The following is a 24,946-nucleotide window of genomic DNA, read 5'->3' as shown; positions in this document are numbered from 1 at the left end:
GTGTCAAGGCACAGGTTACCAAACATCATACTCATCCACTGTAAAAGCCAAAGAAAGACCTTCGCTATACTTCCGCCATGTTCAGTAAAGTACACGTACGTCATAATCCTCTTATAAAGATGCAGATGGTGACTCTACATTTGACTACAAAGGAGGATATGGATATGACCAATCCCAAAGTAAAACTTTTGCCTTTTGCCGACATTTCAAACTATGTCGAGGGCTTCGATATCGTTTCCACCCAGTGGGGCGGTGATGGCCTTGTCTATGTGCTGCTGATGAATCAGATTCCCGAAAGAAAACGAGATATGTTCGTTCAGAGTAAATTGAATCAAAGCTATACGTACAAAGTTCTCATTGTGACAGATCAAACTATCGAGGAAGTTGTCATTTGGGGACAGACGTTCAATTATCATTACGTACAACCATTGCATGATCATCTACTGCTCGTCGGAGCACGGTGTGCGAATTACGGAAATGAACAATTTGATCTGAACGCCAAAGTATGTGATTTAGACGGAAATACGATCCGCGAGTTTCTGTTGGGAGACGGTATCCAAAGTGTACAGGTCACAGAGAAGGGAACAATCTGGACCAGTTACTTCGATGAAGGGGTATTTGGTAACTACGGATGGAGCGACCCGATTGGATCAAGCGGTCTGCTGGCCTGGGATGAGCACGGTAAAAAAGTGTACGAAAACCGCGCAGCTGACATTGCAGATTGTTACGCACTCAATGTGGTAAATGAGAATGAGGTCTGGTTCTACTTCTATACCGATTTTGAACTCTGTTGTATCACAGGGGGCACCAGTGAACCCAACGTTACATTGATGAATCCAAACATCTCCGGTTCCTCGGGCTTCAGTACGGATGGTTATCATTTCTTGTTCGATGCCGGGTACGGTAAACATGGTACGTTTGTCCTTAAGAAAATGGAGAAGCCCGGAAGATTGAGCAAGGGGCAGAAGATTGGTTTATTAAATGTAGATGGTCAGCCCTTCAAGCAGGCACGGCAGGATTTTCGCCAACATCGTCTGCTACTCAGTGAAGGTAACTTATTGTATCGGGTAACGATGGAGGAGATTACTTCCGCTTCTGGTTTGGATTAGTGGAACAGCGTGAAGAGGGTTATTTCTTAAAAGGCAATCCCTCTTCTTCCAATGCGTTCCGCAGTTTAGGCATGGCAGATGGCCCGATTCCATGCAGCATCAGGATTTCTTTCTCCGTGTACTCTGCAAGTTGCTGTAGTGTTGTAATCCCTTCATTCTCCAAGGCACGTCTGGCGGGAGCAGACAACAAGGTTAGAAATCCCTCTGTCGGCTTACGTTCAGCTTCGCACGTTGGACAGGTTGGGCAATCACTTTTTTTATAATACGAATGTCCTTGTTCGCATGTTCTGAGTGTTCCTTTATCGTTTGCCATGTGGGCATCACTCCTTAAAAATTGTATAATATAACCAAGTCAACCTGAATGATAGTTTACTCATAGGAGTGTGTAGAATGGAATTAAAAGACAAGTTGTTATTAATAAAAGAGAATGACTACCAAGCACCCTCAGATATATTCCCATTAGTACAAGAAATGATACATAACATCGGATCGCTGGATGCCCAACTACGTGATGAATTAATTTACACAACCTTGTCGAACTGGATTCCTGGTAATGCTCTAACTGTGCACGAACTAGAACAAATCTTACCCATAGTTTTGGATGAAAACCACTTGCTTTATAGGCTTGGAGACACAAATTCAGACTCTGTATTCACTCGATCTTTCTCTATGTTGGTTATATCGCTCTTTTTATTCAGGCATAGAGAATCACCATTTCTCTCAAAAGAACACATTCATCATATAAAAGAGAACGTATTCTACAATGTACAAAAAGAGCGTGATTACCGTGGATATGACAATGTAAAAGGCTGGGCTCATGCCATAGCACACGCAGCAGATGTTTTGGATGATTTAGCTCAATGTAGCGAACTAGATGAGACCGATCTCTTAACTATCCTCGACCTAGTTTATCAAAAAATAACCGTCACAGATCGCGTGTACTCCGATGGGGAAGATGAAAGAATGGTGAGATCCATCATTAGTGTCTTAAATAGAAAGATACTTAGTGAGACTTACATAAAGCAATGGATTCAACGTTTTGGTGATGTAGAGAAAGACGCAGAATTTCTTCCCTCGTTTAGGCAAAAGAATAACATAAAAAACTTTCTAAAGAGTCTATACTTTAGGATTAAATTTCACCAATTGGATGATGATCTCGGTCCAACTATTGAACACACATTATATAAAGTAGAACCCGTATATTACTCATGATTATCAGTCCTTCCAAATTAACACCCTTATCTCAGACATATTATTGGAAGGAATCGCAAAATTTTAATTATTGTTAAATTCAACTCCAAACAAATTGAAATTAGGTTATGAATTCGGCTTGTTTTCTTACCATATAACTTACATTCCGTACTCGGCAAAAACGGCTGCATATTTCTTTTCTAATATCGTCCAGCGCTTTTCGGCTCCGTATTTGGCATGCAGTTGCTGTAAATAATGCTTGGCTTCTTCCGTATCGCCGGCTTTTAGCAGGAAGCGGAAGGTTACTTCGCTTAAATGTAGCGCTGTCTTGTCCATATAATAATGGACTATATCTCTGGCCCCTGTTAGCGAGTGCAGGAATGACATGCCCTCTTCCAAATGTGACACCAGTTCTTTCGATAAAGCGTCTGGATCGATATCAGGCGTTAAGGTATAGTGGGCCGGAGCGGCAGGGGCTATTTCTCTGATTCGGCAGGTTAAATGAGATACGAACTCCGATATGTCTCCATTCAATCCAACGGAATGCAACTCCGCAAGCTCGGTGCTTGTTCTATTTTATAAAAATAAGGGCCACACATGGATTCGTGCGTATGCACGTACGTCCATGTAAACGCTCGGTCGAAGATATAGATATCCTGCTCCGAATCAAAATCCGCTGCAATAATCCGATTTGCGTTTTCGTATAAAAGCACCCAACCACCACTTTCATACATCACATATACTTCATCTTTCGGCTCGGCATTGAAAGCATCTCGTGCTTCATCATGTGTCAGACATTTCTGTTGTTCATAACTGAACAAATGCCACTTGTACTGGCTAAAATGGATAGATTCTTTGACCACATCATCGATATTATGGGCAAATACGCTGTCCCATTGCTGTACAATCCCTTCGGATTCCTCGTACAGTTCGGACACGACTACCCCTTTGTCCTGCAAATTCTTCTTGAACATATATTCCTGATGGATACGCTCAATCCCCCAGTATGCTCGGTTCAGTTCGAATTCGGGTAAATCATCCAGCAACTCTTTAATTTTATCTCGAATCATCATTACCTCCGTAGGCTATCTGGAATTAGAATACCTGGTCCTTGCCTCTCACTGTTTAGCTTCATTTCGCATTACATAAGCCAGTTTGTACATCTCCGCAATGTCATCTCTGTTCTGTGCCCGGAATCTTCGGATTGCCTCGTCGATCTCTACCACTTCCACTGCAACCACCTGCTCACCATCCTCCGGATTCAGCGGATCACCGACAAGTTCTACATCTCCATATCCGATGATTCGTACGAAATGGGGATGCGGGATATGCGGTCGATACGGTTCCAACGCACTGGATGTACAGTGGAATTGGCCAAAAATCTGATATGACCGAATTTCTGCCCCAAGTTCCTCCATCAGTTCGCGTTTCAGTCCATCCATATACTGCTCACCTGCTTCAAGCGTCCCTCCGGGTAGCTCCCAGTCTCCATTATCCAGTTGGAAAACAACACATTGATCCCCGACAAACGGAATGATGCTAATATTGCTCACCAGCTTTTCATCCACGATCTCATTCAATCTGAACTCCGCCTCAATAATTCCCCAATGAATTGACGTACTCAGCGCCGGAAATAATTCCGAACTTAAGCTACTCATCCGCACCCGATCCTCTCTATCTAATTCCACTATTCTTCCAATTATAGTCGAAAACACAGAAAGAAGGCCACCTTCCCACCGGGAATACGTGACCCTCTTCTTATACTCTCTGCCCTTAAGCCTTGGATCGGTGTTCTCTCCAGACTCTCAGACCATTCTCGTTCTAATGCTGCACCAGCTTTCCGTTTTCCAAAAAAAGAACCCGGCTACAGAGCGGCAAAACTCGCTCATCATGCGTAACCATCACTGCACTCTTGCCCTGCTCTTTCACGAGCCGTGCAATCATGCCGACAATATCCAGCCCACGTTCCGCATCCAGACTGGCTGTTGGTTCATCCGCGAGCAGGACAGCCGGATCGTTCATCAAGGCCCGTGCAATGGCGACCCGCTGACGTTCTCCGCCAGACAGCTTCTCCGCATACGCTTTCCGCCGATGGGTCAAGCCTACCGTATCCAACAGCTCATCCACACGTTTCTCCGCCTTGTTTTTATCCGTTCCAGCGAGCTTTGCAACGACCATGAGTTGTTCTTCTACTTTCAGATACGGAATGAGGTTGGCACTTTGAAAGATAAAACCGAGTTGCTGAAGCCGTACATCGGATATATTTTGTTTGCTTTTGCCCGTAATAGAAGCCCCGTCCAGAAAAACCTGTCCTTCCGTTGGTTCAAGAAGTGCTCCAGCAATGGACAGGAATGTACTTTTGCCCGAGCCGGAAGGCCCCATCACAGCCACAAGTTCCCCTTCAGCAACCTCAAGGTGCAACATGTCCAGAATCGTCCGTTTACTGCCACCATCTTCAAAGGTCTGTGTAATTCCCTGTAATACCAATCGGTTTCTCATGCTGCTGTCCTCCCAATCGCATCAAGTGCATCAATTTTGGTAACCTTCCACACCGAGAATAACGAACCCGCCACAGACATGAGTATGAATAACACACAGGTCAGAGCAAGGGTGGACAAGCCTAATTGAAACGGCATCGATGCAGGAAGAATGGACTCGAACAGTCGAACCAATAGTACGCTAATCACCAGACTGCCAACCGACAGAACCAAAACTTGTAACGAAACACTACCCGCCAGATAAGCATTCCGCGTTCCGATGGCTTTTAATATCCCGAACTGACTCGTTTTCTGAATCGTGATGACATAGAAGAATACCGCAAGCACAAACGCCGAGATGACATATAGAAAAGCGATCATCATGAGCAACGATCCCTGCTCTTCCTTATATCCAGGGATGGCCGATACGGCATCCGACTTTGTGATGACTTCAGTATTAGGCATTGCAGTACTCAAGCGGTCTACCTGCTCGCCCCCATCCTTGATAGCAATGGCATTGTAAATCGGAGCATTGGCATTGGTGTCTGCTGAACCTTGCGAAGTTCGTAAACTTCCCTGGAGTGCGAGCCATTCCTGTTCATTCAGGAATACCACCGGGGAGTGACTGAAGGACTCATTTTGTACAAATCCACCAACGGTCCATTCCGTTCCTGTAGCTTGATCGACGAGAACAGTGCCAATCTGGACGCCAGATTCAGACAACTTATGGTCCACCACAACCTGCCCTTTTGTCTGATCTGTAATCGGAGTTCCTTCGGTAACGGTTGGAGCAAGCCAACCTTCCGGATTAACCATGAACAGCGTGACATCGATCTTTTTTGTGTCGCCCGTTGGACTGACAGTTGTCATTTTCACACCCAGTGGCTCAGCGTTCTCTTGCCCCACTACGGAGCGAGCTTGATTAAGCTGATCCTGATCCACTTGTGACCGGGTAAACCGATGATTCGAATCCTGTTCCAGCACAAAATGGGTTGCTGCCATATTTTTGACCGAAGCTGCGTTATCATACGCCAGCCCCTGTGCAAGACCTGTAACAAACAGTACCAGAAATGAAACAAGCACCATGATTGTAGCAATTAAGGCATACCGCCCTTTGGCATACCTCATTTCCCGAATAGCCAAGTACATGTTCTGTGACCTCCCTCTTGATAACCTAAGTATAGGAGGCGAAAATGAACGGCAAATGAATAACAGGTTACATCTGCGGAAGTGTCACGGTGAAAACCGTGCCCTCCGGTGAACTGGAAACCTCGATTGTACCGTCATGAATTCGAATTATTTTCTGCACAATGGCAAGTCCAAGCCCGGTTCGTCCGGAAGAACGTTCCCGCGCACGGTCCACCCGATAGAATCGATCGAACAGGAAAGGCAGATGCTCCGCAGCAATCCCGTCTCCTGTATCCCGAATCTGAATCACACACTGGTTATCCATCTGCTCGGCATGAATCTCGATGCTTCTTCCCTGTGGCAGATGATTCACTGCATTTCCCAGCAGATTCATCCACACCTGCATGAGCAGCACTTCATTGCCCACCAGCTGGATGGAATCGGGCACCGAAATCCGAAGGAGTAGTTCTTTTTCTTCCAATTGCCATTGCAGCACCTGAACCGCTTGCCGGAATTGATCTCTCAGAGAGAACTTTACTTTGGACAGATCTTCGTTGCCTTGTTCAAGGGAGGACAGGAGAAGCAGTTGTTTGCTGAGCAAAGAGAGATGACGGCTCTCCTCCTCAATGATGGATGCATAGCGCTCTCGTTCCTGTTCAGGCAGATCCCGATCCGCCACCAATTGGGCAAAACCCTGAATCGAGGTCAGCGGTGATTGAATCTCATGCGATACGTTGGATACAAACTGCTGCCGCGCCTGATCGACCCTCTCCAATTCACGACTCATGGTCATGAAATGCTGAGCCAGCTGTCCAATCTCATCCCGCCTTGCGGTAGGCAATTTCAGATTATATTTTCCTTGCGCAATGCGCTTGGTCGCCTCGGACAGACGTTCAATCGGATTGACCAGATAGCGTGTACTGATCAGAAAGATCAGGATACTAATACCTATCGTAAATGCTCCAATCAGCGCAAAAAAGATACGCAGCTCACCGAATTGCAGGATTACATCCGGACGCATAAAGAGAGCGTAATTGGCATTGCCCAACTGTAGATGAACACCCACGGTATTGCTTAATTGATTATCGAAGAACCCGGTAATGAACGGTTTGCTTGGAAACTGGGCGACGCCATGGTATACCTCACCATTCAACACCAGTTCTACAGCTTGCTTGTTCAGATCTTTCTCTCGAAATTCGCGGCCGTAGAATTGGTCGTTGCCTTTTCCATCCGTCACATAGATTTCGTACCCGAGTGCGGCGGCATTGTTCAAATACTGCTCCATCGTGCCGGGTTGCTGCTCCACAAATTGCTTCATATGCGTCGCGATACCCACCAGCTTCTCATCATTGAAATCCTTGAGCTTTGTATGATAGTAGATGTTGGACAAAAGAAAACCGAGCATGCCGCTGACCATAATCACCCCAATTGTAATGAGGAATACCCGGACGTACAAGGTCCTCAAGGTGCTTTCACCTCCATCTTGTAACCAATGCCCCGCACAGTCTGAATGACGAAATCGTCCGTATACTCGGCAAAACGATCACGCAGCCGCTTAATGTGCACATCAACGGTACGGTCATCTCCTTCGTAGTCTGCTCCCCAAACGAGCCGAATGAGCTCATCCCGCGAGAACAAACGGCCCGGAAACTGGGCAAGCTGTGAAAGTAATTCAAATTCTTTCATCGGCAAAAAGAGAATGGATTGCCCGTCAGTAACCTCAACATTGTTACGGTCAATGACAATCCGGTTCATACGGATGATATCGCTGGATGTGCGATGGTACCGACGAAACAACGCCTTTACCCGATAGACCAGTTCTTCCGGTTCAAATGGCTTTGTCACATATTCATCTGTTCCTTTCAGATAACCAACTCTCTTGTCAGATAGCTGATCGCGTGCCGTCAGTAGCATAATGGGAATGTCGTAGTGCTGTCGAATGTAATCACATAACTCCAGTCCGTCCATGCCTGGCATCATCACATCTAAGATTGCCAGATCGATCGGTGTTTCTTGCATCAGTTTGACCGCTTCCAGTCCGTCCTGCGCTTCATGAACCCGATACCCTTCCTTGGTCATGACATGCCGCAGGAGTGCTCGAATATTGGCATCATCGTCTGCCAGCAGCAGATGTTTCATATCGTTGTCCGCCCTTCTATGTAGCGAGTACATCTCACTTTGATCCTGCACAGATGGTAGCATAAAAGCAACTTCATTCGCCAGCCACATTCCCGGAAACACCGCGGCCATGTTTATATTTCCATGAATCTGGTTGACACTATTATGAGGCCCAACTATAATAAAACCATAACATATGAACAAACGCTCATATATTCATTTATTAATGATTAACCATCGCTAAAGAACATTTATAGTCACACAAGATCATATTACATAACGGAGCAAGGCTCCAAAGGAGAGGATTTTATATGTCCGGACATCATCACGATCAGAACCAAGGGCACGATCATGGACACAACCACGCTCACACAACCAATAATAAGAAAGTCCTGTTATTTTCCTTCATTATTATTACCATCTATATGATCGTTGAAGCCGTTGGTGGATTCATCACCAACAGTCTCGCGCTCATCTCGGATGCAGGCCATATGTTGTCCGACTCCATTGCGCTCGGGATCGCTTTGCTGGCATTCACCTTTGGTGAAAAAGCGGTGAATACCGGCAAAACCTACGGCTACAGAAGATTTGAAATTTTGGCCGCTACGTTAAACGGAATTACGTTAATCGCCATTGCACTCTACATTTTCTACGAAGCGATTGGGCGTTTTATCAACCCGCCAGAAGTCGCAACCGTAGGCATGTTAATCATCAGCGTCATTGGATTGCTCATCAATATTCTGGTGGCCTGGATCATGATGCGTGGTAGCGATACAGAGAATAACCTGAATATGCGTGGTGCTTATCTCCATGTTATCAGCGACATGCTGGGATCGGTCGGGGCCATTGCGGCAGCCCTGCTCATGATGTTCTTCGGCTGGGGTTGGGCCGATCCACTGGCGAGTGTGATTGTCGCAGCACTGGTATTGCGAAGTGGTTTCTTTGTCACCAAATCATCCCTGCACATCTTGATGGAAGGAACTCCGGCCAATGTGGATGTGAATGACCTGGTGCAGACTATTAAACAAGTCGATGGCGTCAAAGGCGTACACGATGTGCACGTCTGGTCTATCACCAGTAACCTGAACGCACTGACCGCTCATATCGTGGTAGATGGAACGATGGATGTTTATGCATCCGAGATCCTGGTTCAGAAGATTGAACATATGCTGGAGCATAAAGAAATCAAACATGTGACGCTCCAAGTGGAGTCCGAAAAACATTTGCATGACACCTCGGTATTATGTACCGTCAAAGGCGACGCACCAGATGCTCATGCGCATCATCACCATTGAGAAGGGTAACAAATATTAGTTGCTTCTAAATGAAAACAGGGCAGATTCCCCGGTGAAGGGAACGCCCTGTTTTTATTTTCCTAAGTTCAGCTTTTTGGTATGAGTAGAAAATAGAATAGGCTTTACCTAACCGTAGCGGGCTCTGGACTACTTGTATCTGGAGAGTAATTTCTCTTTCTTCTGATCGAATTCATATTCTGAAATGATATTTTTTTCTTTTAATTCACCTAGCTGTAGCAGTTGTTCATGAACATTCACAGGGGCCTTTTTTCTCTTGCTAGATATGATTACAGCTACAATTGAGAAAAACAGACCATACAGCACACCCATAAGTCCCAAACCTGCCGCTACTTCCGCACCATCTTGCGAACCATCTAAAAAAACGACCATTAACAAAAAATTGAGTACGAACCCAATAAGACTGACGATCGATAATGCTTTCAATGAATGTTCCTCCTAAAGGTTATGTATGTCTATATTCAAAATTAGAAAAGGTCGGTCAGAAGGCTAAACATTAACCTCGTCCCAGTTAATTATGACGTATCCAAGCTGAGACAGCAGGATAACAATATAACTGATGTTGATTCCCAAACTGGTCTTAACTTTCTTGATCTGATCCAAGAAATCTTCTTTGTTCATTTTTCCGCGTTCCAGCTTGGACTTCATCTTTTGTTTTTCTTTCCACAACATGTAGAACTCAAGTATAGCAAATACTCCCCATGCCAATGGATATACCAGTAATACTGCATTAGCAACTGACAACAGCATAAGGGAACCTTCATCCAAGCCTTTCTCCATTCCTAGTTTGAAGCTTACATTCACACTCAAGGTGAGAATGACTAATCCAAAACCTATAAAACTTAAATACGGTGTGAATCTGGAGCTGCGCAATACTTCCCCTCCTTTCGGATATTAGAACCCTAGCACAAATGCCAGGGCTCTTCGATTCAAGCTCAAATTCTCTTTAAGAAACTTTGACCTTATAAACCGCATTACCAATCTAAAAGTCACAGTATTAAGTTGCTTTCGAACTGTCCATCTATTTCTTCTGTGCCTGTAACAGTTGATCATTAACAAATGCTTTCAAGAAGAAGAGTTCATTCCCATTAGGCTCCCGCAGCTGTTCCTTTTCAAAAGATGTTATTGCCTGCTCCAAGGAAGTAGATGTCACCGCTCTGCTACTGGTAGTAAGTTCTCTCCAGAATACATCCATCTCTTCCCGATCACAGATGGATTCATGACCCAACAAGAAATGCTCCGCATCATACATTTGGATATCTTGTATCATGGGGTTTAGCAAGGATTGCTTAAAATGAAACATTTTATCCGTTGTTGTTCCATAAGGACTATCTCTGAGAAAAATAGTCTTCTCATCCGGAATATAAACTATTGTTGAATCATCCGTGTGCGTACTTTGAATCCTCTCCAGCATACAGAGCTTGTTCCCCAGATCAATCTGGAGGGAATCTTTAAAGACGATACCGGGCTTATCTAGTAGAAACGACTCTCTCATCGGGATTTCCGCCTGTATAATTTCCATACAATGTGTGCTGATTATATCGGCATCTACATACTCACGAAGTGACTGATCATCGAAGGAATAAGATCTCCAGTCATTCAAGCGCTTATTAGTTAAACGATTAACGATAATCGTCGCACCGAATTCATTCATTCCCAAAAAATGATCCCAATGCGCATGCGTAATAACCACATACTGAACGGGCGGCACATCTAAACATCGAATCTCCTCGATAAAGTCTCTGGCATGTTGAACTGAATTTCCACCATCGATCACCAGACTATGTTTTTCCCCACACACCAAGCCTAGTACCGGTCTATCTCTATCATTATCGTTGGACATATAATAAATGGAATCGCTTAATTTGTTTAACATGTCAATTTATCTCCTCTATATGAGTATTTTCATATCATAGGCAGAGAAAAACCGCATGTTTATTCAAGCTATTACATGGATTTTTCTCCGTTTATGGATTTACCAATGGAATCACCTCTTTCAATCTGTAATCAATATTTCAACGCTATGTTATGTAATGGCAACCGTTATACTCGTTATTAGCATCAACAACGTTACGGGCGCCCAGATTCTTCGTTCCCATACACTTCTCGTAATCAGATTCAAAATCGTCCCAAGTACTAAATACGCGACGATAAACCAGATCGCTGTCTCTGCAAAAACAGACCACTGAGGCCAAAGCAATCCTGCTTTACTCAGAACAATGATACCCGTGAATGCTAAATTGCAATCTGAAATATGCAAGCAAACCGCATGGAAACGGGTTTTTCCCGGGAAACTTTCCACCCATGGCGTACTCTCCCCAGGGCACACCTACAGCCAACGCAACCTGAAACAGAATAACGATTAGGATCAGGAAGGTGAATACGATTGCTGACGTTAATACGATCATGACCACACTCCATATTCAAAGTGGTAGTAGAATCACTCCCATAATAGGGATACCTTATTTTCCAATCGTAGATCCTTCATTCTCTACAGAAATGCAACATGATTATTCTCTAAATTATACAGGATATTCCACTAATTCATACTTTCTTTTTTGCCTTTCCAACCCCCCTGCCTGTCCGCTATCAAAATGCTGCGAGGTCCTACACTCCTTAACCACAGTAACATTCACTAAGTTTGTAATATAGAACTCACCCTTGCAAACATCATAGCTCTTCATATGATCTATGGAATCTACTCGCTCTTTCAACATTCGCATCTCTCGATTGAGAATTAATACATACAAATAGAGACTTTCACTAAAGGAGAGTCTCTATTTGTATTCTATATTTGTATTTTACTGAGCAACTACGTCGCTACGGATAATAACTTATAAAAACATTATTTACCCATTAAGCTGAGTCATCATTTCTTTCATATAACGTGTTCCATGGACCTCATTTTGGGGACTTACCTTTTCAATACGAGCTAAGTCATCAGGTGTCAGTTCAATCGTTGCAGCGTTCGCGTTTTCCTCCAAATATTTGATTCGTTTCGTTCCCGGAATCGGTAATGCGTTATTAACCATAGTCCAAGCTAAAGCCAATTGCGCAGGCGTACAACTCTTCTCCATGGCGATCTCTTTGATTTTATCCACAACTTCTATATTTTTGGCGAAATTGTCTCCTTGGAACCTCGGCATATATCTGCGCAGATCATTAACAGCCAAATCTTCGAATTTCCGTACCTCACCTGAGATAAACCCTCTGCTTAATGGACTGTATGCAATATGTGTAATATTCAGTTCTCTCGCAGTTGGTAGAATCTCGTCCTCAATATCCCGGCTCCACAGGGAATATTCACTCTGCAACGCAGAGATCGGATGAATGGCGTGTGCCCGACGTAAAGTGGAAGCCGATGCTTCCGACAAGCCAAGGCAGCGGATTTTTCCCTCTTTGACCAAGTCAGCCATCGCACCAACGGTTTCCTCAATCGGAATCTGAGGATCTACCCTGTGTTGGTAGTACAGATCAATATAGTCTGTATTCAACCGGCGAAGACTTGCTTCTATAGCCTTTTTCACGTAATCCGGATGGCCATTCAACGTTTCATAGTTCGGAGTATATCCAAATTTGGTAGCAATAATGGCCTGATCCCGACGCCCCTTCAGCGCTTTCCCCAGTAGTTCCTCATTATGACCGTTCCCATACACATCTGCTGTATCTAGCAGTGTAACGCCAATCTCCAGCGCGTGATGTATGGTCTTCATTGACTCCTCATCAATTGTTTCCCCGTACATCCCCGGAGACATACCCATAACTCCCAATCCAATCGAAGATACGACGATATCGCTATTTCCCAGCACTCTTTGCTTCATTTCTCCATCTCTCCATCCGTTAATATTAGTCTTTGCCGATGCTTTCCATTTGGTCTAGCAACTTGCTCTCTGATGGAAGCTTTCCTGTTTCTATGTCTTCATATATGGTCAATTTGTTATTCAACGCTGCAAGTGCTTCGGCAATTTCAAGTTGGCGGCGATGTAACTCCTCTTTATATTCGTGAAGGATCGCTTTCCGTTGTGGAATCGTTGAATCACCATCCAGCGCCAGACTAACCATATGTTTCAGTGTAGATACTTTCATACCCGTTGCCCGGAAACAGGACATCAGTCTCATCCAATCCAGATGTTCTTCCTCGAACATCCGATTTCCATGTTGATCTCGTTGAATGTAAGGGAGCAGTCCCTCCTTCTCGTAGTAACGAATTTTATGTGCAGGACAACCCAGCCGCTCCGAAGCTTCTTTTATCGAGAAAGCCATAATGCTGACTCCTCCTTTATGTTCATTTGTGGATGTATTGGCCGGTTCTTTTACATCCTAAGGCTTAATGTTCACATTAAGGCAAGCACAAATTTTAAAAAAATTAAATTCACTGACGTTCACTATTTTAAACAAACGGAGGACATCACACACACTTCAGTACTGGGAAATAACGAATAGAGGAGATTTGTCGAAAAGACCGGTTAAAAGCTGGGATTCGGAGAAAATACTTGGGGAATTTGAGCAATTGTTTCACTTACTTTAATTGTTGAGTGCCATAAAGTACCCTGGCTTGAGCACAGTTTAACAGTTCGGTAACAGGTACTTCCAAGAAGTATTCCAGCTGCCATTGCTGCGTTTTTAGAGCCTGTTTACTTGTTGGTTTGTCCCAAGGCGGGTATACACGTATGGCTCGCTTGCCACCTTTGCCTTGATCCGATAGGATATCTCGCTGTAACAATACATGCTTTGGAAATACAAATTGACCAAAATGGCTACCTGAGCGCGTACTAATGACATACACATCTGCTGGATCTGAAACGTCATATGGCTGTGTCGAACCATCCTCACTACGCTGCCACAGGGTAACAAATTGTCCAATCTTGGTTGGTGTGGTTTTGGCGACGCGAAATCGAATTTTCAGAGCATTTAACGTAAATACATATGCCCCATATTCAGCATTTTGTGCTTCTTCATGTGGTTGGAAGCAATCAAAGCCACACTTGTCATAGATAAGTTCTTTACTGGCAAGTAAGTCGCCATGAAGTACATCGGAGGTCGTCCAAGCATTCGGACGATTCAAACTACTTTTGTTATCCAACTTGTGATATCTCTCCTGTCTTGTATGGTCTGAACTAAGGCATTAGCGATAGCTATAAAAACTCTGCTAGTTCAAAGTTCCTGACATAATCGCTTCCATTCCTGCCATGCCTTCAAATATTCAGGTAGATCATCCGGATGATGCTTGTTACTCAGCCCAGTTCGGCAATATAGATGGACCAGAGCTTCCTCTATCAATCTGGATTTATCCATTTCTACTTGCTCTAAAAGTTCGAACGTAGCAAATAATGTTTCGGTGTTGATATCATCCGGCGAAGAGCTAAAAGCATACAAGAAATCATAGAGGATAGGTCCAACCATTGGAGATGGGTCAATAACGCCGATGAGTTCATTCTGATCATATACAAAATTATGGACCCCCGTATCGCCATGTAAAAGAAACTTTTCTTCTTCCTCATGAAAAAGACGATCCACTTTGGACTGAACCAGATTATAATCATCTGTTGTTAAAATACCGCCAATATTCATCTTTGCTTCTTGAATACTAATCTGATTGAATTCTTTCCAGGTCCTCTGCGGGAACTCTAGTCTGCCCCATGATTTCGTATCTGTAGAACGCACATATGTATTGAATAACTCTTTCACCAGACGAGATAACCAGTCTATTTTTTGTCCACGGTTGAAATGGGTCGTGCCTTCCATATAGGTATAAATGAAATAAGTGTTGTCCCGATCAGTCAACAAAACTTCAGCCAATAACGGAGAATTCTTATACGTATCCAAAAACTGCTGGGTGATGTGGATCTGCTCAGGTTCATCCGATTTCAGAATATACTGCTTATTCAGGTTCGTACTTAACTGATAAACACATCCAGCGGTGGTACCTGACAAACTTTGAATTCCAGTGATTTCTTCGTTGATATGATGCATGTTGAATAAGTTATTGATCTCATTTATCGTTGGATTGATTAACATATAGTTCTCCTCATATAACTAGGATCTTGATTTATTTGGTAAATATAAGTTAAGGTCAGCATTAAGCTCCAGCTCCACGCTGAATTATCTTTCAAAATGGGCTCGTTCTTCTTGGTTGGAGCTAAAAATATAATCTGGATACTGGTTTGCCATGGGTGGAAGCTGATCCTCGGGGAAAAACTGCAGATCCTTCATCTCTTCATTATCGGGCGTGAGTTGCCCAGATCTGATCCTGCATTCAAATACGATAGTCAAGTATTCGACCTGATGACCATTGCTGTATGTAAACCTTCTTGCTTCACCCCCGTATACTCCGATAATCTTCTCCGGTTCAACAACTAGACCTGTCTCTTCCAGTGCCTCTCTTACCATCGCTTGCGCCGGTGTCTCACCAAGCTCAATTGCTCCAGCAATCAGCCCCCAGGTTGATTCGTTATGTTTACGACCGAACAGAATCTCCCTTTGTTCATTTCGGATAATCCCAGCTACACCCGGCATAAAAATAAGCTCATTGCCGATCTTTTCCCTGAGGCTTTTGTAATAGTCTGACATGCCCATACACAGTTACCTCCTGTCTTTTAATTACTGAATTCTCTTCCATGAATGATCCATTGTACGGCATCCCAAATATCCTCTGCGATATAATCAGGTTCAGTCTCCGTCCATTTGTCTCTGAATTTGGTTAATGAAGATTCCCCCCAGCCTGTTCTCACCATGATCTTGGTCGCACCTACGGCATGGGCAGCAAGCATGTCTGTATCTCCTACATCTCCAATAACGATGCATTTGGATAAATCCAGACCGTGTTCCTCTGAGGCCTGTAGTAACATTCCGGGTTGTGGCTTTCTGCAACTGCATTCTTGCTCATGCGGACATATATAGGAGTGATCGAATCCGTACTCGCGAAATTGCTCTTCAAAATCCTCAACACTTGCCTCTCCACGAGAAATTCGATATTGATTCGTAAAAGCCAGCACCATAATTCTTTCTCGTTTCAAACGCATAATTGCTTCTTGAGCATTGGGGTATAATCTGAAATCTCTCGGATGAATAAAATGACCTGTACCACCAATTGTTCCATCTCTGTCTATAAAAACAGCTTGTACGTTTCTCTGTGGTTTCATCATGGTCTGTTCCCTTCTTAGAAAAATTTCAAGTCGTGTCGTTCATCTAAACTTTCTCATCGATAATATGCTTGCTACCATCTTGCTGCTTATGGTGTTGTTGCTTTTTAATTTCAGTTTTCAGATAGTGCACTTCTTTGATTAGTAGATCCAGCTTCTTCGATGTTTTGGATGAATCTATCGCATAACGTACAATTGCAGCAAAGATAAGAACCACAATTAAACTTATAATTGAGATCACTAAAGTCCAGATAAATTCCAAAATGGTGTCCAACTCCTTGCTGTCAAAATAATATGTTATAACACTCTTCTGAAAACCAAAACCATATGATCCCTAATATAACCATTATGGTGCCTAGTACTTTTAATATTATTTCGATATGTTTAGGGATATCACTATTAGGTGGGTTATCTTCAAACTCGTAATTCGGTTTAATTTTTCGATATCTCATCAGGACAAATATTTTGTATAGAAAATCAGGAAAGAAGTAACACTCAATGCCCACGACAAATACGGGAGTAGATAAATAACCAAACGTACTGGTGGTCCATTCCATCTCTATTTCCTTCATCCTCCTTTTTCCTTACTGAATTCCTGCCGTACCAAACGTATTTTCGATGGCCTGTTTATAATTTTCCCAACCAAAATAAAACGGGCCTACCTGTAGGTTCTTGTCGTTCAATATAAAATCTCTCCAGATCACAACATCATCTTCCCTATCAATCTTTACAGAAATAAATCCACACTCTTCATCCCCACACCAGGGACATACTAAAATGGGATATCTATAATACATGGATTCATGTGGTTTCTTAAGTAAAAAATAATCAATGAGAAGTCTTTGATATTCATCGCTTCCCCATCCCAGACATGGTACCAATTCATGTTTTCTCAATCCTTGATAGAGCGATGTACCATCAATAATGATGTCAGCAAATCTCGTATTTTTATTCCCATCCTGTTCAGGATCAAACTCATCGTATCTTGAAGCTAACTTGGTTTCTATCATGCTAATTTTCACTATATTTCCTCCGTATTCTTCCCCTTGGGCTCTCTCATTCTTCCTCTACGAGGATATCAGTACAGTGGACAATCAGCTCAGGCATATTCGCACCACCGAATAGAACATGAAGCTCATATCCGTTATCGATCCGATACAGCTCTTGATACAGCCAGTAACTGCCTACAATCCCACCGTCTTGCTTGATGATTTCGGGTGCAACCAGCGTAAGTTTATTTATGTTGGTGAAGCCCCCACGGGTGTCAAAACGAATGACCACTTCATCCCCTGTCAGCAGTTCTGTCACTGTACAATCATGATATTGAACCCGATTATGTATTTCATCTGTAATATCCTGTGTCAGCATCACTTCTCTAAATTCATTCGATACACGCTCCATCTCTCTCCTATTTTCTGCACTCTGTTTCTTCAGCTGGAGCATAACTTCTCTCGTGCAATAACCCAACGTAAATACACGGATATCCGCAATTTGTTCAACGATGTCCTGTGGCAAATTCTCCGCCTTGTATTGAAAATTCCACTCTATCGATTCTTTGTACTCTTCCTTACATTTCTTCTCATCAAACGGAAGACGGACATCATATTCTGCAATGAGTTTCTCAATATGCGCTCTTTGTTCCGGCGGCATGTGAAAAACCATTTGATTCTCTTCTGTCACTTCTTTTCCGCTAAAGGCTTTCTCTACGCGAGTCATGACCTGACCATCATGCTCCAGCATGAAACGTGGGTCCAAGTTATATAGCTCTCGCTCCTGCTTCACATGTGCTTTTTCCTTTCTTTTATACAGCCTTAAAAATAGATCCTCATCTGACTCGTAAGCTCCGTTATGTACTCTTAAACCAAAATGAAGATGTGTCTGCTGACAAAGCTCATACCATTCTTTCGTTAGATATCTCATATGCATCTCTCCTGCTGATTTAAAATCTACTTCAATAATCGTATTAGCGATAACAGATTTCGTAAAGCCTAGCACCTTGATCACTTCAGATCGATCTCGTTAGAAACTGCTCTATTGTTTGCATCGCTACTCCTCCAAAATCTTCAGCCTCAACGATTCCTTATACTCAACAGACGTAATGGTCTACCCCAAGGTTTGAAACAATTTGTGTTTTATTTCTTTGTCGTTACGCGCCGCCCATTCATGCACAGCTTCCACGCCTGCGGACTCCTGACCTCGTTGAAAATAAAAACATAGATCCATCGGCACTAACCGTTTACCATAGAGTTTGATGCCAATCCGTCTGTAATTCATATAAATACACTCAATCTGAGATGCATCATATCTCTGATGTTTCATAGAAATCACATGATCGCTTTCCAACGTAATACTGGGTTTAGTGAAAAACAAACGCCAGATCAGGAAAACGAGATAACCGAGAATAAAGGTCAATATAACGATCAGCGAGTACTTCCAAATACCATTTTTACCGTAAATACCATCCCTGAAAAGTATAGCTTCAATGATCAACATACATAGTAGGCTCAACCATGCTCTTGGATAAATCGTCTTGTACGTGATGAGTTCCACCTCCTAATTATTCTCACCATTAATCCGAAGCCACTTGGAAGGGGCTTTTCTGGCAAAATGCTTTTCAACAAAATCCAAAATATCATCAATTCCAGGCAATGCCGCGTTTTCTCTGGCTTCGTCAAACGTCATCCATTGGTACTCGGTATGTTCATGATTTAACCGGACAGGCTGGTCTTCATCCACATATCCTACGAATACGGGAGCGGTATAGATATAATCCTCCATGGGTGAATAATATTGTTCGAATTGATTGGCAGAATACAACCGGACTTCCGTAATACCTGTTTCCTCATGAACTTCTCTAAGTGCAGCTTCCCATGCCTTCTCGCCCTTTTCTATCCCGCCGCCAACATAACACCACTCGTTATGCAACATACGACCAGCCCGCTTCAGCATCAGTACACGGTATTGATCGAGGCTTTTCTTCAACAGAACTACAGCCACGCCTTCACAACGAATAGGGACTACCTGTTTCACGTGCTCTGTACCATTCAATTTCTCGCCCCCTTCTCTTCAGAATCGAAGTCCTCCAAAACTTTAAACTTATCTCCGTGGATTTTATCCAGATGCTCTTCTCCCCAATAACATAGATGATCCAGGGCAGGCTTGAGTCCCCAGCCGTAGTCCGTCAACTCATATTCCACTTTGGGAGGAACCTCCGAATATACCTTGCGCTGTACAATCTCGTCCTTTTCCAGACCTCTGAGCTGTGTTGTCAGCATCTTCTGCGTAATGTCCGGTATCAATCTTCGAAGCTCCGACGTGCGTTTCCGTCCGGTCATCAAATGATAAATAATCAAAGGTTTCCACTTCCCGCCCATCACTTCCAAGGCCGCTTCCACGCCAACTTTATATTTCTTTGTAGCGTTTGTGTCTTCATGTTCCGTCATTTTGAACCCCTCCATAATCAGGCTGTATCCCAAGTGAAAATATAATCTTTTTACTGCTCTTTTTTCTATTATTTGAGCCTATTTCGAGGCATCCATTTAGGGTACTTTAATGTTCCTATAGCACTTCATTCTTCCTATAGAACATCAAAGTGCGTACTTCCAGATGTTTTCATACCTGTTTATAATAGCATCAGCCACTGATTTATGGCTACAAGACTGCAATCCAGAAAGGTAGTGAAGATAAGATGAACGTACTCGTTGTAGTATCCCACCCAAGAAAAGACTCCTTGACCTTCCAGGTAGCTGAACGTTTTGCACAGGGGCTTACCGAGGCTGGTCACGGTTATGAGATATTGGATTTGCATGAGATTAGATTCGACCCGATTCTTCGTGAGATGGACGAACCAGACTATACCCAAGAAAATCAGGTGTTCTCACCTGAAGTTGAAACCGAGATGAAGCGATTGAAGAAACACGATGCTGTGGCTTTTGTGTTCCCTCTCTGGTGGTGGCATCTGCCAGCCATGCTGAAAGGTTATGTGGATCGTGTCATGAACAACGGATTTGCCTATGGCGCGAACAAACTTCCTCATCAGCAGATATTGTGGATCGCTCTTTCGGGTGTGACGGAAGAACAGATGCACAAGCGCAACTATGGTCAATCGATCGCCAATTTGCTCAATGTGGGCATTGCCGATTACTGCGGCGTGTCCCAATCGAGGGTTGAGTTTTTATATGAAACGTTGGAATCCAAGCCAGAGCATTATGAGGCACTGCTGAACCATGCACATCACTTGGGACTGAACTATGCCAACGATATTTCGACGCTGTAATGGTATTACGGCTTTAAATGATCTTACGATCTGATATAAAGTCTGAAAACCTGTTTCAATCTCTGTGGTTTGAAGCCTTCTTTGTGAAAATAAAATGCGTTGACCAGCACGCTAACCTTTCGCGTTTATGGTAAGGGAACAACTACGCTTGAACACGGCAAAAAAGGTCGCTCCGGAGAGCGACCCTGTCTGTGTGTCTTGCATTATTTTACTGTCGAGAGAAGAAACTTCTCCAGCATGGTGATGTCGGTAATGCTATGGTTGCAAGCTGTGTTATCCATGCACACGTACTGGGCAATGGAAGAAAAGTTGTCCTGCGAATGAGCCTTGGTCTTCACGTTGAAGAATCCAAGCTCCTGATGACGATGACAGAACATGCAGTACCCTTTCTTGTTCGTGGGTGTAATCCGTCCCTCAATACCAAGAAATCTGCCTTCGTACGGATACACGATGAACAAACGGCTTGTCGCAATGTCAGTCCATCTCAGATAGGTTGTGTGTGCGTAATCGATGGATTCGAGATCAGGCAATTTGAGCTTCTTCGCCTTGGGAAACAACTTCTGAATCTGCTTCGCTGATACTTGCGGATATGGAATCAGATATGATTCGAGCTGGTTCAGATACGTCTGCAATTCATGTGTCGTCTCATACGTGGATAACTGCTCCAACAGTTGCTTCTGCTCCGGAGTAAGTTCATCGAAGATGCTCACCGCATTTGTGCCGACCGTATAACGGACGGTTTCCAATACTTTTCGATCCACAACCGAGCGTAGCGTTTTGAGCAGGAAATCAGCTTGTTTTTGAATATAATTGAATTGATGATTCTGAATAAATAGTGTTTGCATGGCGTTCAGCCCCTTATTTTTATTGGAAGAACAAATAAGGTGCAAAGCCTGCGGGATGTAACATTATGTTGATATTGATTCCAGGGCAACAATCTCATTTTGTCGCGCCCTACACAAAGTCCGCCCCTATTCAGGCTTTGCGTAAGGCTTTCTAGCGAACGAGCAATCCGGCATCATCCATATTGCCACGTCATAACCCCCAATACGATAGATATAACGAAATTATAGCAGGGCAGCATAGTGTAGGCAACGGGCTTCGTTTCAATTTCCTCTGTTCAAGAAATTATTACATCTCAGGCTTTCTTCCCATTCTCCACGAAATGATCTACCGCTGACTGCTCAATGGCCAGTCCTTCCGTGTAACGCTCCATGAACAAGGCAAATCCATTCACATCCGCGCTATTTGGAGAAACCTCTTGTCCTTCTGCATCAATAAACACCTTAGTGGTAAGGTAATCCGCCAAACTCTCGTGCTGTTGCTTATTAACCATGTAGGAAGCCAAAATAGCCATTCCCCATGCGCCACCTTCACCAGCGGTAGACATGACCGACACGGGAATATTCAGTGCGGATGCGCATATTTTTTGAGCGACTCGTGGGGTTTTGAACAATCCCCCATGCGCCCAAATGTGCTCAATCGTTACGTGCTCCTTCTGTGTAAGAATATCCAGCCCGAGCCTTAGTGCAGCAAACGCAGCAAATAGATGGACTCTCATAAAGTTTGCCAGATTGAAGCGGCTCTCTGGAGAACGTACGAACAACGGACGACCTTTTGCAATCCCTGTAATATTCTCGCCCGAATAGTAGCCATAGCTCAGTAAGCCACCGCCATCAGCGTCAGCTTTCAGTGCTTCATTGAACAACACACTGAATAACTGGTTCATATCGGGCTTCTGTCCCATCGCCTCATAAAACTCACGGAACAAGTCGACCCAGGCATTAATATCGCTGGAGCAGTTATTCGCAAGAACCATAGCCACAGGATTGCCATCAGGTGTAGTCACGATGTCAATCTCAGGGTATACCCTAGATAGGTTTTTATCTAATACAATCATTGCAAAAATCGATGTACCTACGGAAATGTTACCCGTACATTTTTGGACACTATTTGTAGCGACCATCCCTGTTCCAGCATCGCCTTCCGGAGGGCAAAGTGGAATATTGGATTCCAAGTTACCTGATGGGTCTAACAGTCGGGCACCAGCTTCACTAAGATATCCGGCATGTTCACCTGCAGTGTACACTTTAGGTAAAATATCTTTAAGATTCCACGTGTAGCCTTTGTCGGCAATTATATCGTCAAACTTCTTTAACATATCTTCATGGTATTCCAGTGTGGATTCATCAATTGGGAACATACCTGAGGCATCCCCTATACCAATAGCTTTACTGCCAGTTAACAGCCGATGTATGTAACCCGATAACGTCGTAATATAATTGATGTTCGTAACATGCTCTTCTCCGTTCAAAATCGCTTGATACAAATGTGCGATGCTCCAGCGCTCTGGAATTTTAAACTGGAATTTCTCGGTTAGCTCTGATGCAGCCTTCCCCGTTGTGGCATTACGCCATGTACGAAACGGAACCAATAACTCCCCATTTTGATCAAGTGCAATATAACCCTGCATCATAGCAGAACATCCGATTGAGCCAATTTTTTGTATCGTTACACCATAATTTTTTTCAATCTCTTGCTTTAAATGATGATAAGCTTGTTGCAACCCATGAATCATTTCATCGATATGGTAAGTCCAGTAACCGCCAATCAATTGATTTTCCCACTCATAACTGCTGGAACAGATGGTATTAAAATGGTGATCAATAAGTACAGCTTTGATTCGTGTGGATCCAAATTCAATGCCCAGCGAAGTTTCTCCTCTGACTATTGCTTGTATCAAGTTTTGATCCATCATCGTATTCATCCTCTCTGAATTTGGAATTCACCCGATTCGGGAATAGGTGATTTGAATAGTCCAAATCAAGGTGTAAATTTCATGAAGAAAGAGCAGGATTGGAGCTGTAACGGACAATTACAAAGTTAATACCGCCTGTACTTCACCACATGCCAATATTTCACCGGTTTGAATAAAACCAAGAGAGTCATAAATTTTCTTCGCAGCTAGATTTTCAGGTTTGTAGGTGAGTTCTACAACTTTGGCTTTTCCTCGTGGAAAAGTCCTCGCATACTCAATTGCTTTTACTACCATTTCTTTACCATATCCCTTACCTTGGTATCGCTGGTCAATCATCATCTTGAAGATGCCATAACTGCTATATTCAAAGTTGCCATCCCCGTCATCATAGTACATCGAAATAAAACCTACCATTTTGTCTTCCTTATAGACTGCAAAAGTAATAATAATCTGCCCCTCATCTGAGGCAACGTACGCTTCAGCAAGTGCATGTTGGTTCGAGGATATGAATCTTTGTTGGTCTGGAGTAACTTTAAGTTCAATACATTCGATAAAATTATCCCAAGTTATTCTTCTAAATTCCATTTTGAATTCCCTCCCGCACTTATCATCATTACTATTTTCTTCTCTATCTCACTGCACTCGTAAAACTCGCTTTAAAAATAAGATCATACACATTGGTGTAAGAATCGTAGTACTCAAGTGCCTGTTTTCTTTCTTCGTAAAACGACTTCAACCTCTCTTTGTCTCCAGTATCGACATAAGCGATTAACTCTCGACTTGCTTTTTTGTATGCTTCTACACTTCGTCTCGCAGATCCAAAATCAAAGGAATTATAGTCTAGCACGGGAGTAAAGTTCTCCGGTCGGATTCCCGCATTTGATTCAGCTTCCGCTATGAACTCGTGTAATTTCGAGAAATCTACCGGCTCTTCCAGCAGCACATTGCCCAAAATGTGAACCACTTCCTGATCCATCTTGTTGAATCGCGTTGTAAAGACATGATTAAACACATGCATCTCCATCAAATTTCTGGTGTACAGAAAATAGCTATTAACCAAATGAAGCGTTGAGTTTTTATACTCTACCGAGAATCTCGCACCTCGAAGAATATTAGCCGGGATATATACTCGGCCGTCTATCATTTTTGCTTCGACTCCTACCTTTGTCTTCAGTTCCTTCTCATTGAGAATCACGCTGATTTTCTTAGGTGCACTTGAAACGGTATGAGCCATGGAGCAGCTTAATAACGTTACAGCAAGTGTAAACATCATCATCTTTTTCACTATGTACAACTCCTCGATAGGAATAATCAGGATATACTTGCATTTCATTTTTTCCATCGTACCATTTTATTCAAATAAAGGTAATACACTACATATGCGCAACGTTCTTTTCCACAAAAAGAAGCCACCTCCCTGGCCTTCCCCAGTTC

32 protein-coding genes are annotated in these 24,946 nt (G+C 43.3%); 4 read left to right on the top strand and 28 right to left on the bottom strand.

What is annotated here, in order from left to right; genetic code table 11:
* Nucleotides 1-164 precede the first annotated feature (164 nt).
* Nucleotides 165-1,109 (top strand): hypothetical protein, encoded by a 945-nt coding sequence (locus MKY44_RS06100; RefSeq protein WP_341006436.1) that lies wholly within the window; start codon nt 165-167, stop codon nt 1,107-1,109.
* Between the two features lie 19 nt (nt 1,110-1,128).
* Here MKY44_RS06100 and MKY44_RS06095 read toward each other — a convergent pair whose 3' ends face one another.
* Nucleotides 1,129-1,422 (bottom strand): RNA polymerase alpha subunit C-terminal domain-containing protein, encoded by a 294-nt coding sequence (locus MKY44_RS06095; RefSeq protein WP_341006435.1) that lies wholly within the window; start codon nt 1,420-1,422, stop codon nt 1,129-1,131.
* A gap of 77 nt (nt 1,423-1,499) precedes the next feature.
* Here MKY44_RS06095 and MKY44_RS06090 point away from each other — a divergent pair, with 77 nt between their 5' ends.
* Nucleotides 1,500-2,321 (top strand): DUF2785 domain-containing protein, encoded by an 822-nt coding sequence (locus tag MKY44_RS06090; RefSeq protein ID WP_341006434.1) that lies wholly within the window; start codon nt 1,500-1,502, stop codon nt 2,319-2,321.
* A gap of 138 nt (nt 2,322-2,459) precedes the next feature.
* On the opposite strand, the gene MKY44_RS06085 is transcribed toward MKY44_RS06090, so the two are convergent.
* From MKY44_RS06085 to MKY44_RS06055, 7 genes are all read right to left on the bottom strand, one after another.
* A complete protein-coding gene (locus MKY44_RS06085; RefSeq protein WP_341006432.1) occupies nt 2,460-2,834 on the bottom strand; it encodes a hypothetical protein in 375 nt (124 codons plus the stop codon).
* A complete protein-coding gene (locus tag MKY44_RS06080; RefSeq protein ID WP_341006431.1) occupies nt 2,831-3,373 on the bottom strand; it encodes a DUF4275 family protein in 543 nt (180 codons plus the stop codon). Before MKY44_RS06080 ends, MKY44_RS06085 begins: the two co-directional genes overlap by 4 nt.
* Nucleotides 3,374-3,418: 45 nt before the next feature.
* Nucleotides 3,419-3,958, bottom strand: a complete 540-nt coding sequence (locus MKY44_RS06075) for an NUDIX hydrolase (protein WP_341006430.1) — start codon at nt 3,956-3,958, stop codon at nt 3,419-3,421.
* 163 nt (nt 3,959-4,121) lie between these two features.
* Nucleotides 4,122-4,799: an ABC transporter ATP-binding protein gene (locus MKY44_RS06070; RefSeq protein ID WP_341006429.1), complete on the bottom strand. Its 678-nt coding sequence runs from the start codon at nt 4,797-4,799 to the stop codon at nt 4,122-4,124.
* The gene (locus MKY44_RS06065) at nt 4,796-5,926 is read right to left on the bottom strand and encodes an ABC transporter permease (protein WP_341006428.1); all 1,131 of its coding nucleotides are present in this window, start codon (nt 5,924-5,926) and stop codon (nt 4,796-4,798) included. Before MKY44_RS06065 ends, MKY44_RS06070 begins: the two co-directional genes overlap by 4 nt.
* Before the next feature lie 67 nt (nt 5,927-5,993).
* Nucleotides 5,994-7,370 carry a sensor histidine kinase gene (locus MKY44_RS06060; protein ID WP_341006427.1) on the bottom strand — a complete coding sequence of 459 codons (1,377 nt, stop codon included), beginning with the start codon at nt 7,368-7,370 and terminating at the stop codon, nt 5,994-5,996.
* Entirely contained in the window at nt 7,367-8,044 is a 678-nt protein-coding gene (locus MKY44_RS06055; RefSeq protein WP_341009796.1) for a response regulator transcription factor, read from the bottom strand. Before MKY44_RS06055 ends, MKY44_RS06060 begins: the two co-directional genes overlap by 4 nt.
* A 290-nt stretch (nt 8,045-8,334) precedes the next feature.
* Between MKY44_RS06055 and MKY44_RS06050 the strand changes: the two genes are divergently transcribed.
* The gene (locus tag MKY44_RS06050) at nt 8,335-9,318 is read left to right on the top strand and encodes a cation diffusion facilitator family transporter (protein ID WP_341006426.1); all 984 of its coding nucleotides are present in this window, start codon (nt 8,335-8,337) and stop codon (nt 9,316-9,318) included.
* 147 nt (nt 9,319-9,465) lie between these two features.
* Here MKY44_RS06050 and MKY44_RS06045 read toward each other — a convergent pair whose 3' ends face one another.
* The 16 genes from MKY44_RS06045 to MKY44_RS05970 all read right to left on the bottom strand — a co-directional run bounded on the left by MKY44_RS06045 (nt 9,466) and on the right by MKY44_RS05970 (nt 19,921).
* Complete coding sequence (locus MKY44_RS06045) at nt 9,466-9,762, bottom strand: SHOCT domain-containing protein (protein WP_341006425.1); 297 nt, start codon at nt 9,760-9,762, stop codon at nt 9,466-9,468.
* Nucleotides 9,763-9,825: 63 nt separating this feature from the next.
* A complete protein-coding gene (locus MKY44_RS06040; RefSeq protein ID WP_341006423.1) occupies nt 9,826-10,209 on the bottom strand; it encodes a hypothetical protein in 384 nt (127 codons plus the stop codon).
* 148 nt (nt 10,210-10,357) lie between these two features.
* On the bottom strand, nt 10,358-11,212 hold the full coding sequence (locus MKY44_RS06035; RefSeq protein WP_341006422.1) for an MBL fold metallo-hydrolase: 855 nt from the start codon (nt 11,210-11,212) through the stop codon (nt 10,358-10,360).
* A 331-nt stretch (nt 11,213-11,543) separates the two neighbouring features.
* Nucleotides 11,544-11,744 carry a hypothetical protein gene (locus MKY44_RS06030; RefSeq protein WP_341006421.1) on the bottom strand — a complete coding sequence of 67 codons (201 nt, stop codon included), beginning with the start codon at nt 11,742-11,744 and terminating at the stop codon, nt 11,544-11,546.
* A 441-nt stretch (nt 11,745-12,185) separates the two neighbouring features.
* Nucleotides 12,186-13,157: an aldo/keto reductase gene (locus tag MKY44_RS06025; protein ID WP_341006420.1), complete on the bottom strand. Its 972-nt coding sequence runs from the start codon at nt 13,155-13,157 to the stop codon at nt 12,186-12,188.
* A 25-nt stretch (nt 13,158-13,182) separates the two neighbouring features.
* Entirely contained in the window at nt 13,183-13,599 is a 417-nt protein-coding gene (locus MKY44_RS06020) for a MerR family transcriptional regulator (protein ID WP_341006419.1), read from the bottom strand.
* 256 nt (nt 13,600-13,855) lie between these two features.
* A complete protein-coding gene (locus MKY44_RS06015; RefSeq protein WP_341006418.1) occupies nt 13,856-14,419 on the bottom strand; it encodes a MepB family protein in 564 nt (187 codons plus the stop codon).
* Nucleotides 14,420-14,490: 71 nt separating this feature from the next.
* Complete coding sequence (locus MKY44_RS06010) at nt 14,491-15,354, bottom strand: phosphotransferase (RefSeq protein ID WP_341006417.1); 864 nt, start codon at nt 15,352-15,354, stop codon at nt 14,491-14,493.
* An 84-nt stretch (nt 15,355-15,438) separates the two neighbouring features.
* Nucleotides 15,439-15,912 (bottom strand): NUDIX domain-containing protein, encoded by a 474-nt coding sequence (locus MKY44_RS06005; RefSeq protein ID WP_341006416.1) that lies wholly within the window; start codon nt 15,910-15,912, stop codon nt 15,439-15,441.
* Nucleotides 15,913-15,932: 20 nt separating this feature from the next.
* Nucleotides 15,933-16,481 carry an HAD-IIIA family hydrolase gene (locus MKY44_RS06000; RefSeq protein ID WP_341006415.1) on the bottom strand — a complete coding sequence of 183 codons (549 nt, stop codon included), beginning with the start codon at nt 16,479-16,481 and terminating at the stop codon, nt 15,933-15,935.
* A 43-nt stretch (nt 16,482-16,524) separates the two neighbouring features.
* A complete protein-coding gene (locus MKY44_RS05995; protein WP_341006414.1) occupies nt 16,525-16,740 on the bottom strand; it encodes a hypothetical protein in 216 nt (71 codons plus the stop codon).
* A 322-nt stretch (nt 16,741-17,062) separates the two neighbouring features.
* Entirely contained in the window at nt 17,063-17,488 is a 426-nt protein-coding gene (locus MKY44_RS05990; protein ID WP_445670677.1) for an oxidoreductase, read from the bottom strand.
* 46 nt (nt 17,489-17,534) lie between these two features.
* Nucleotides 17,535-18,398 carry a DUF4085 family protein gene (locus MKY44_RS05985; RefSeq protein ID WP_341006413.1) on the bottom strand — a complete coding sequence of 288 codons (864 nt, stop codon included), beginning with the start codon at nt 18,396-18,398 and terminating at the stop codon, nt 17,535-17,537.
* 183 nt (nt 18,399-18,581) lie between these two features.
* On the bottom strand, nt 18,582-18,971 hold the full coding sequence (locus MKY44_RS05980) for a hypothetical protein (RefSeq protein WP_341006412.1): 390 nt from the start codon (nt 18,969-18,971) through the stop codon (nt 18,582-18,584).
* Between the two features lie 60 nt (nt 18,972-19,031).
* Nucleotides 19,032-19,526, bottom strand: coding sequence for an NUDIX hydrolase (locus MKY44_RS05975; protein WP_341006411.1), 495 nt, complete (start codon nt 19,524-19,526; stop codon nt 19,032-19,034).
* A complete protein-coding gene (locus tag MKY44_RS05970; protein WP_047842123.1) occupies nt 19,523-19,921 on the bottom strand; it encodes a winged helix-turn-helix transcriptional regulator in 399 nt (132 codons plus the stop codon). Before MKY44_RS05970 ends, MKY44_RS05975 begins: the two co-directional genes overlap by 4 nt.
* A 245-nt stretch (nt 19,922-20,166) precedes the next feature.
* Here MKY44_RS05970 and MKY44_RS05965 point away from each other — a divergent pair, with 245 nt between their 5' ends.
* A complete protein-coding gene (locus tag MKY44_RS05965; protein ID WP_341006410.1) occupies nt 20,167-20,754 on the top strand; it encodes an NAD(P)H oxidoreductase in 588 nt (195 codons plus the stop codon).
* A gap of 203 nt (nt 20,755-20,957) precedes the next feature.
* On the opposite strand, the gene MKY44_RS05960 is transcribed toward MKY44_RS05965, so the two are convergent.
* The 4 genes from MKY44_RS05960 to MKY44_RS05945 all read right to left on the bottom strand — a co-directional run bounded on the left by MKY44_RS05960 (nt 20,958) and on the right by MKY44_RS05945 (nt 24,797).
* Nucleotides 20,958-21,599 carry a FusB/FusC family EF-G-binding protein gene (locus tag MKY44_RS05960; RefSeq protein ID WP_341006409.1) on the bottom strand — a complete coding sequence of 214 codons (642 nt, stop codon included), beginning with the start codon at nt 21,597-21,599 and terminating at the stop codon, nt 20,958-20,960.
* A gap of 293 nt (nt 21,600-21,892) precedes the next feature.
* Complete coding sequence (locus tag MKY44_RS05955; protein WP_341009793.1) at nt 21,893-23,509, bottom strand: xylulokinase; 1,617 nt, start codon at nt 23,507-23,509, stop codon at nt 21,893-21,895.
* A 120-nt stretch (nt 23,510-23,629) separates the two neighbouring features.
* Nucleotides 23,630-24,097: a GNAT family N-acetyltransferase gene (locus tag MKY44_RS05950; RefSeq protein ID WP_341006408.1), complete on the bottom strand. Its 468-nt coding sequence runs from the start codon at nt 24,095-24,097 to the stop codon at nt 23,630-23,632.
* 43 nt (nt 24,098-24,140) lie between these two features.
* Complete coding sequence (locus tag MKY44_RS05945) at nt 24,141-24,797, bottom strand: hypothetical protein (protein WP_341006407.1); 657 nt, start codon at nt 24,795-24,797, stop codon at nt 24,141-24,143.
* Nucleotides 24,798-24,946 lie beyond the last annotated feature (149 nt).

The sequence above is a fragment of the Paenibacillus sp. FSL R7-0026 genome, from assembly GCF_038004485.1.
GTDB lineage: Bacteria > Bacillota > Bacilli > Paenibacillales > Paenibacillaceae > Paenibacillus > Paenibacillus xylanexedens_A.
The sequence above is the reverse complement of the archived record's forward strand: the minus strand, read 5'-3'. Positions and strand labels throughout refer to the sequence as shown.

Bases quoted from the DNA above. Each gene is read 5' to 3' on its own strand.
- MKY44_RS06010 (WP_341006417.1), bottom strand. From the start codon at position 15,354: ATGTTAATCAATCCAACGATAAATGAGATCAATAACTTATTCAACATG.
- MKY44_RS05960 (WP_341006409.1), bottom strand. From the start codon at position 21,599: ATGCAAACACTATTTATTCAGAATCATCAATTCAATTATATTCAAAAA.
- MKY44_RS05955 (WP_341009793.1), bottom strand. From the start codon at position 23,509: ATGGATCAAAACTTGATACAAGCAATAGTCAGAGGAGAAACTTCGCTG.
- MKY44_RS06075 (WP_341006430.1), bottom strand. From the start codon at position 3,958: ATGAGTAGCTTAAGTTCGGAATTATTTCCGGCGCTGAGTACGTCAATT.
- MKY44_RS06065 (WP_341006428.1), bottom strand. From the start codon at position 5,926: ATGTACTTGGCTATTCGGGAAATGAGGTATGCCAAAGGGCGGTATGCC.
- MKY44_RS05965 (WP_341006410.1), top strand. From the start codon at position 20,167: ATGAACGTACTCGTTGTAGTATCCCACCCAAGAAAAGACTCCTTGACC.
- MKY44_RS06020 (WP_341006419.1), bottom strand. From the start codon at position 13,599: ATGGCTTTCTCGATAAAAGAAGCTTCGGAGCGGCTGGGTTGTCCTGCA.
- MKY44_RS05985 (WP_341006413.1), bottom strand. From the start codon at position 18,398: ATGAGATATCTAACGAAAGAATGGTATGAGCTTTGTCAGCAGACACAT.
- MKY44_RS06055 (WP_341009796.1), bottom strand. From the start codon at position 8,044: ATGAAACATCTGCTGCTGGCAGACGATGATGCCAATATTCGAGCACTC.
- MKY44_RS06080 (WP_341006431.1), bottom strand. From the start codon at position 3,373: ATGATGATTCGAGATAAAATTAAAGAGTTGCTGGATGATTTACCCGAA.
- MKY44_RS06000 (WP_341006415.1), bottom strand. From the start codon at position 16,481: ATGATGAAACCACAGAGAAACGTACAAGCTGTTTTTATAGACAGAGAT.
- MKY44_RS06025 (WP_341006420.1), bottom strand. From the start codon at position 13,157: ATGAAGCAAAGAGTGCTGGGAAATAGCGATATCGTCGTATCTTCGATT.
- MKY44_RS06100 (WP_341006436.1), top strand. From the start codon at position 165: ATGACCAATCCCAAAGTAAAACTTTTGCCTTTTGCCGACATTTCAAAC.
- MKY44_RS06070 (WP_341006429.1), bottom strand. From the start codon at position 4,799: ATGAGAAACCGATTGGTATTACAGGGAATTACACAGACCTTTGAAGAT.
- MKY44_RS06095 (WP_341006435.1), bottom strand. From the start codon at position 1,422: ATGGCAAACGATAAAGGAACACTCAGAACATGCGAACAAGGACATTCG.
- MKY44_RS06090 (WP_341006434.1), top strand. From the start codon at position 1,500: ATGGAATTAAAAGACAAGTTGTTATTAATAAAAGAGAATGACTACCAA.
- MKY44_RS06030 (WP_341006421.1), bottom strand. From the start codon at position 11,744: ATGATCGTATTAACGTCAGCAATCGTATTCACCTTCCTGATCCTAATC.
- MKY44_RS06005 (WP_341006416.1), bottom strand. From the start codon at position 15,912: ATGGGCATGTCAGACTATTACAAAAGCCTCAGGGAAAAGATCGGCAAT.
- MKY44_RS05980 (WP_341006412.1), bottom strand. From the start codon at position 18,971: ATGTTGATCATTGAAGCTATACTTTTCAGGGATGGTATTTACGGTAAA.
- MKY44_RS05990 (WP_445670677.1), bottom strand. From the start codon at position 17,488: ATGATAGAAACCAAGTTAGCTTCAAGATACGATGAGTTTGATCCTGAA.
- MKY44_RS06035 (WP_341006422.1), bottom strand. From the start codon at position 11,212: ATGTTAAACAAATTAAGCGATTCCATTTATTATATGTCCAACGATAAT.
- MKY44_RS06050 (WP_341006426.1), top strand. From the start codon at position 8,335: ATGTCCGGACATCATCACGATCAGAACCAAGGGCACGATCATGGACAC.
- MKY44_RS05950 (WP_341006408.1), bottom strand. From the start codon at position 24,097: ATGGAATTTAGAAGAATAACTTGGGATAATTTTATCGAATGTATTGAA.
- MKY44_RS05970 (WP_047842123.1), bottom strand. From the start codon at position 19,921: ATGACGGAACATGAAGACACAAACGCTACAAAGAAATATAAAGTTGGC.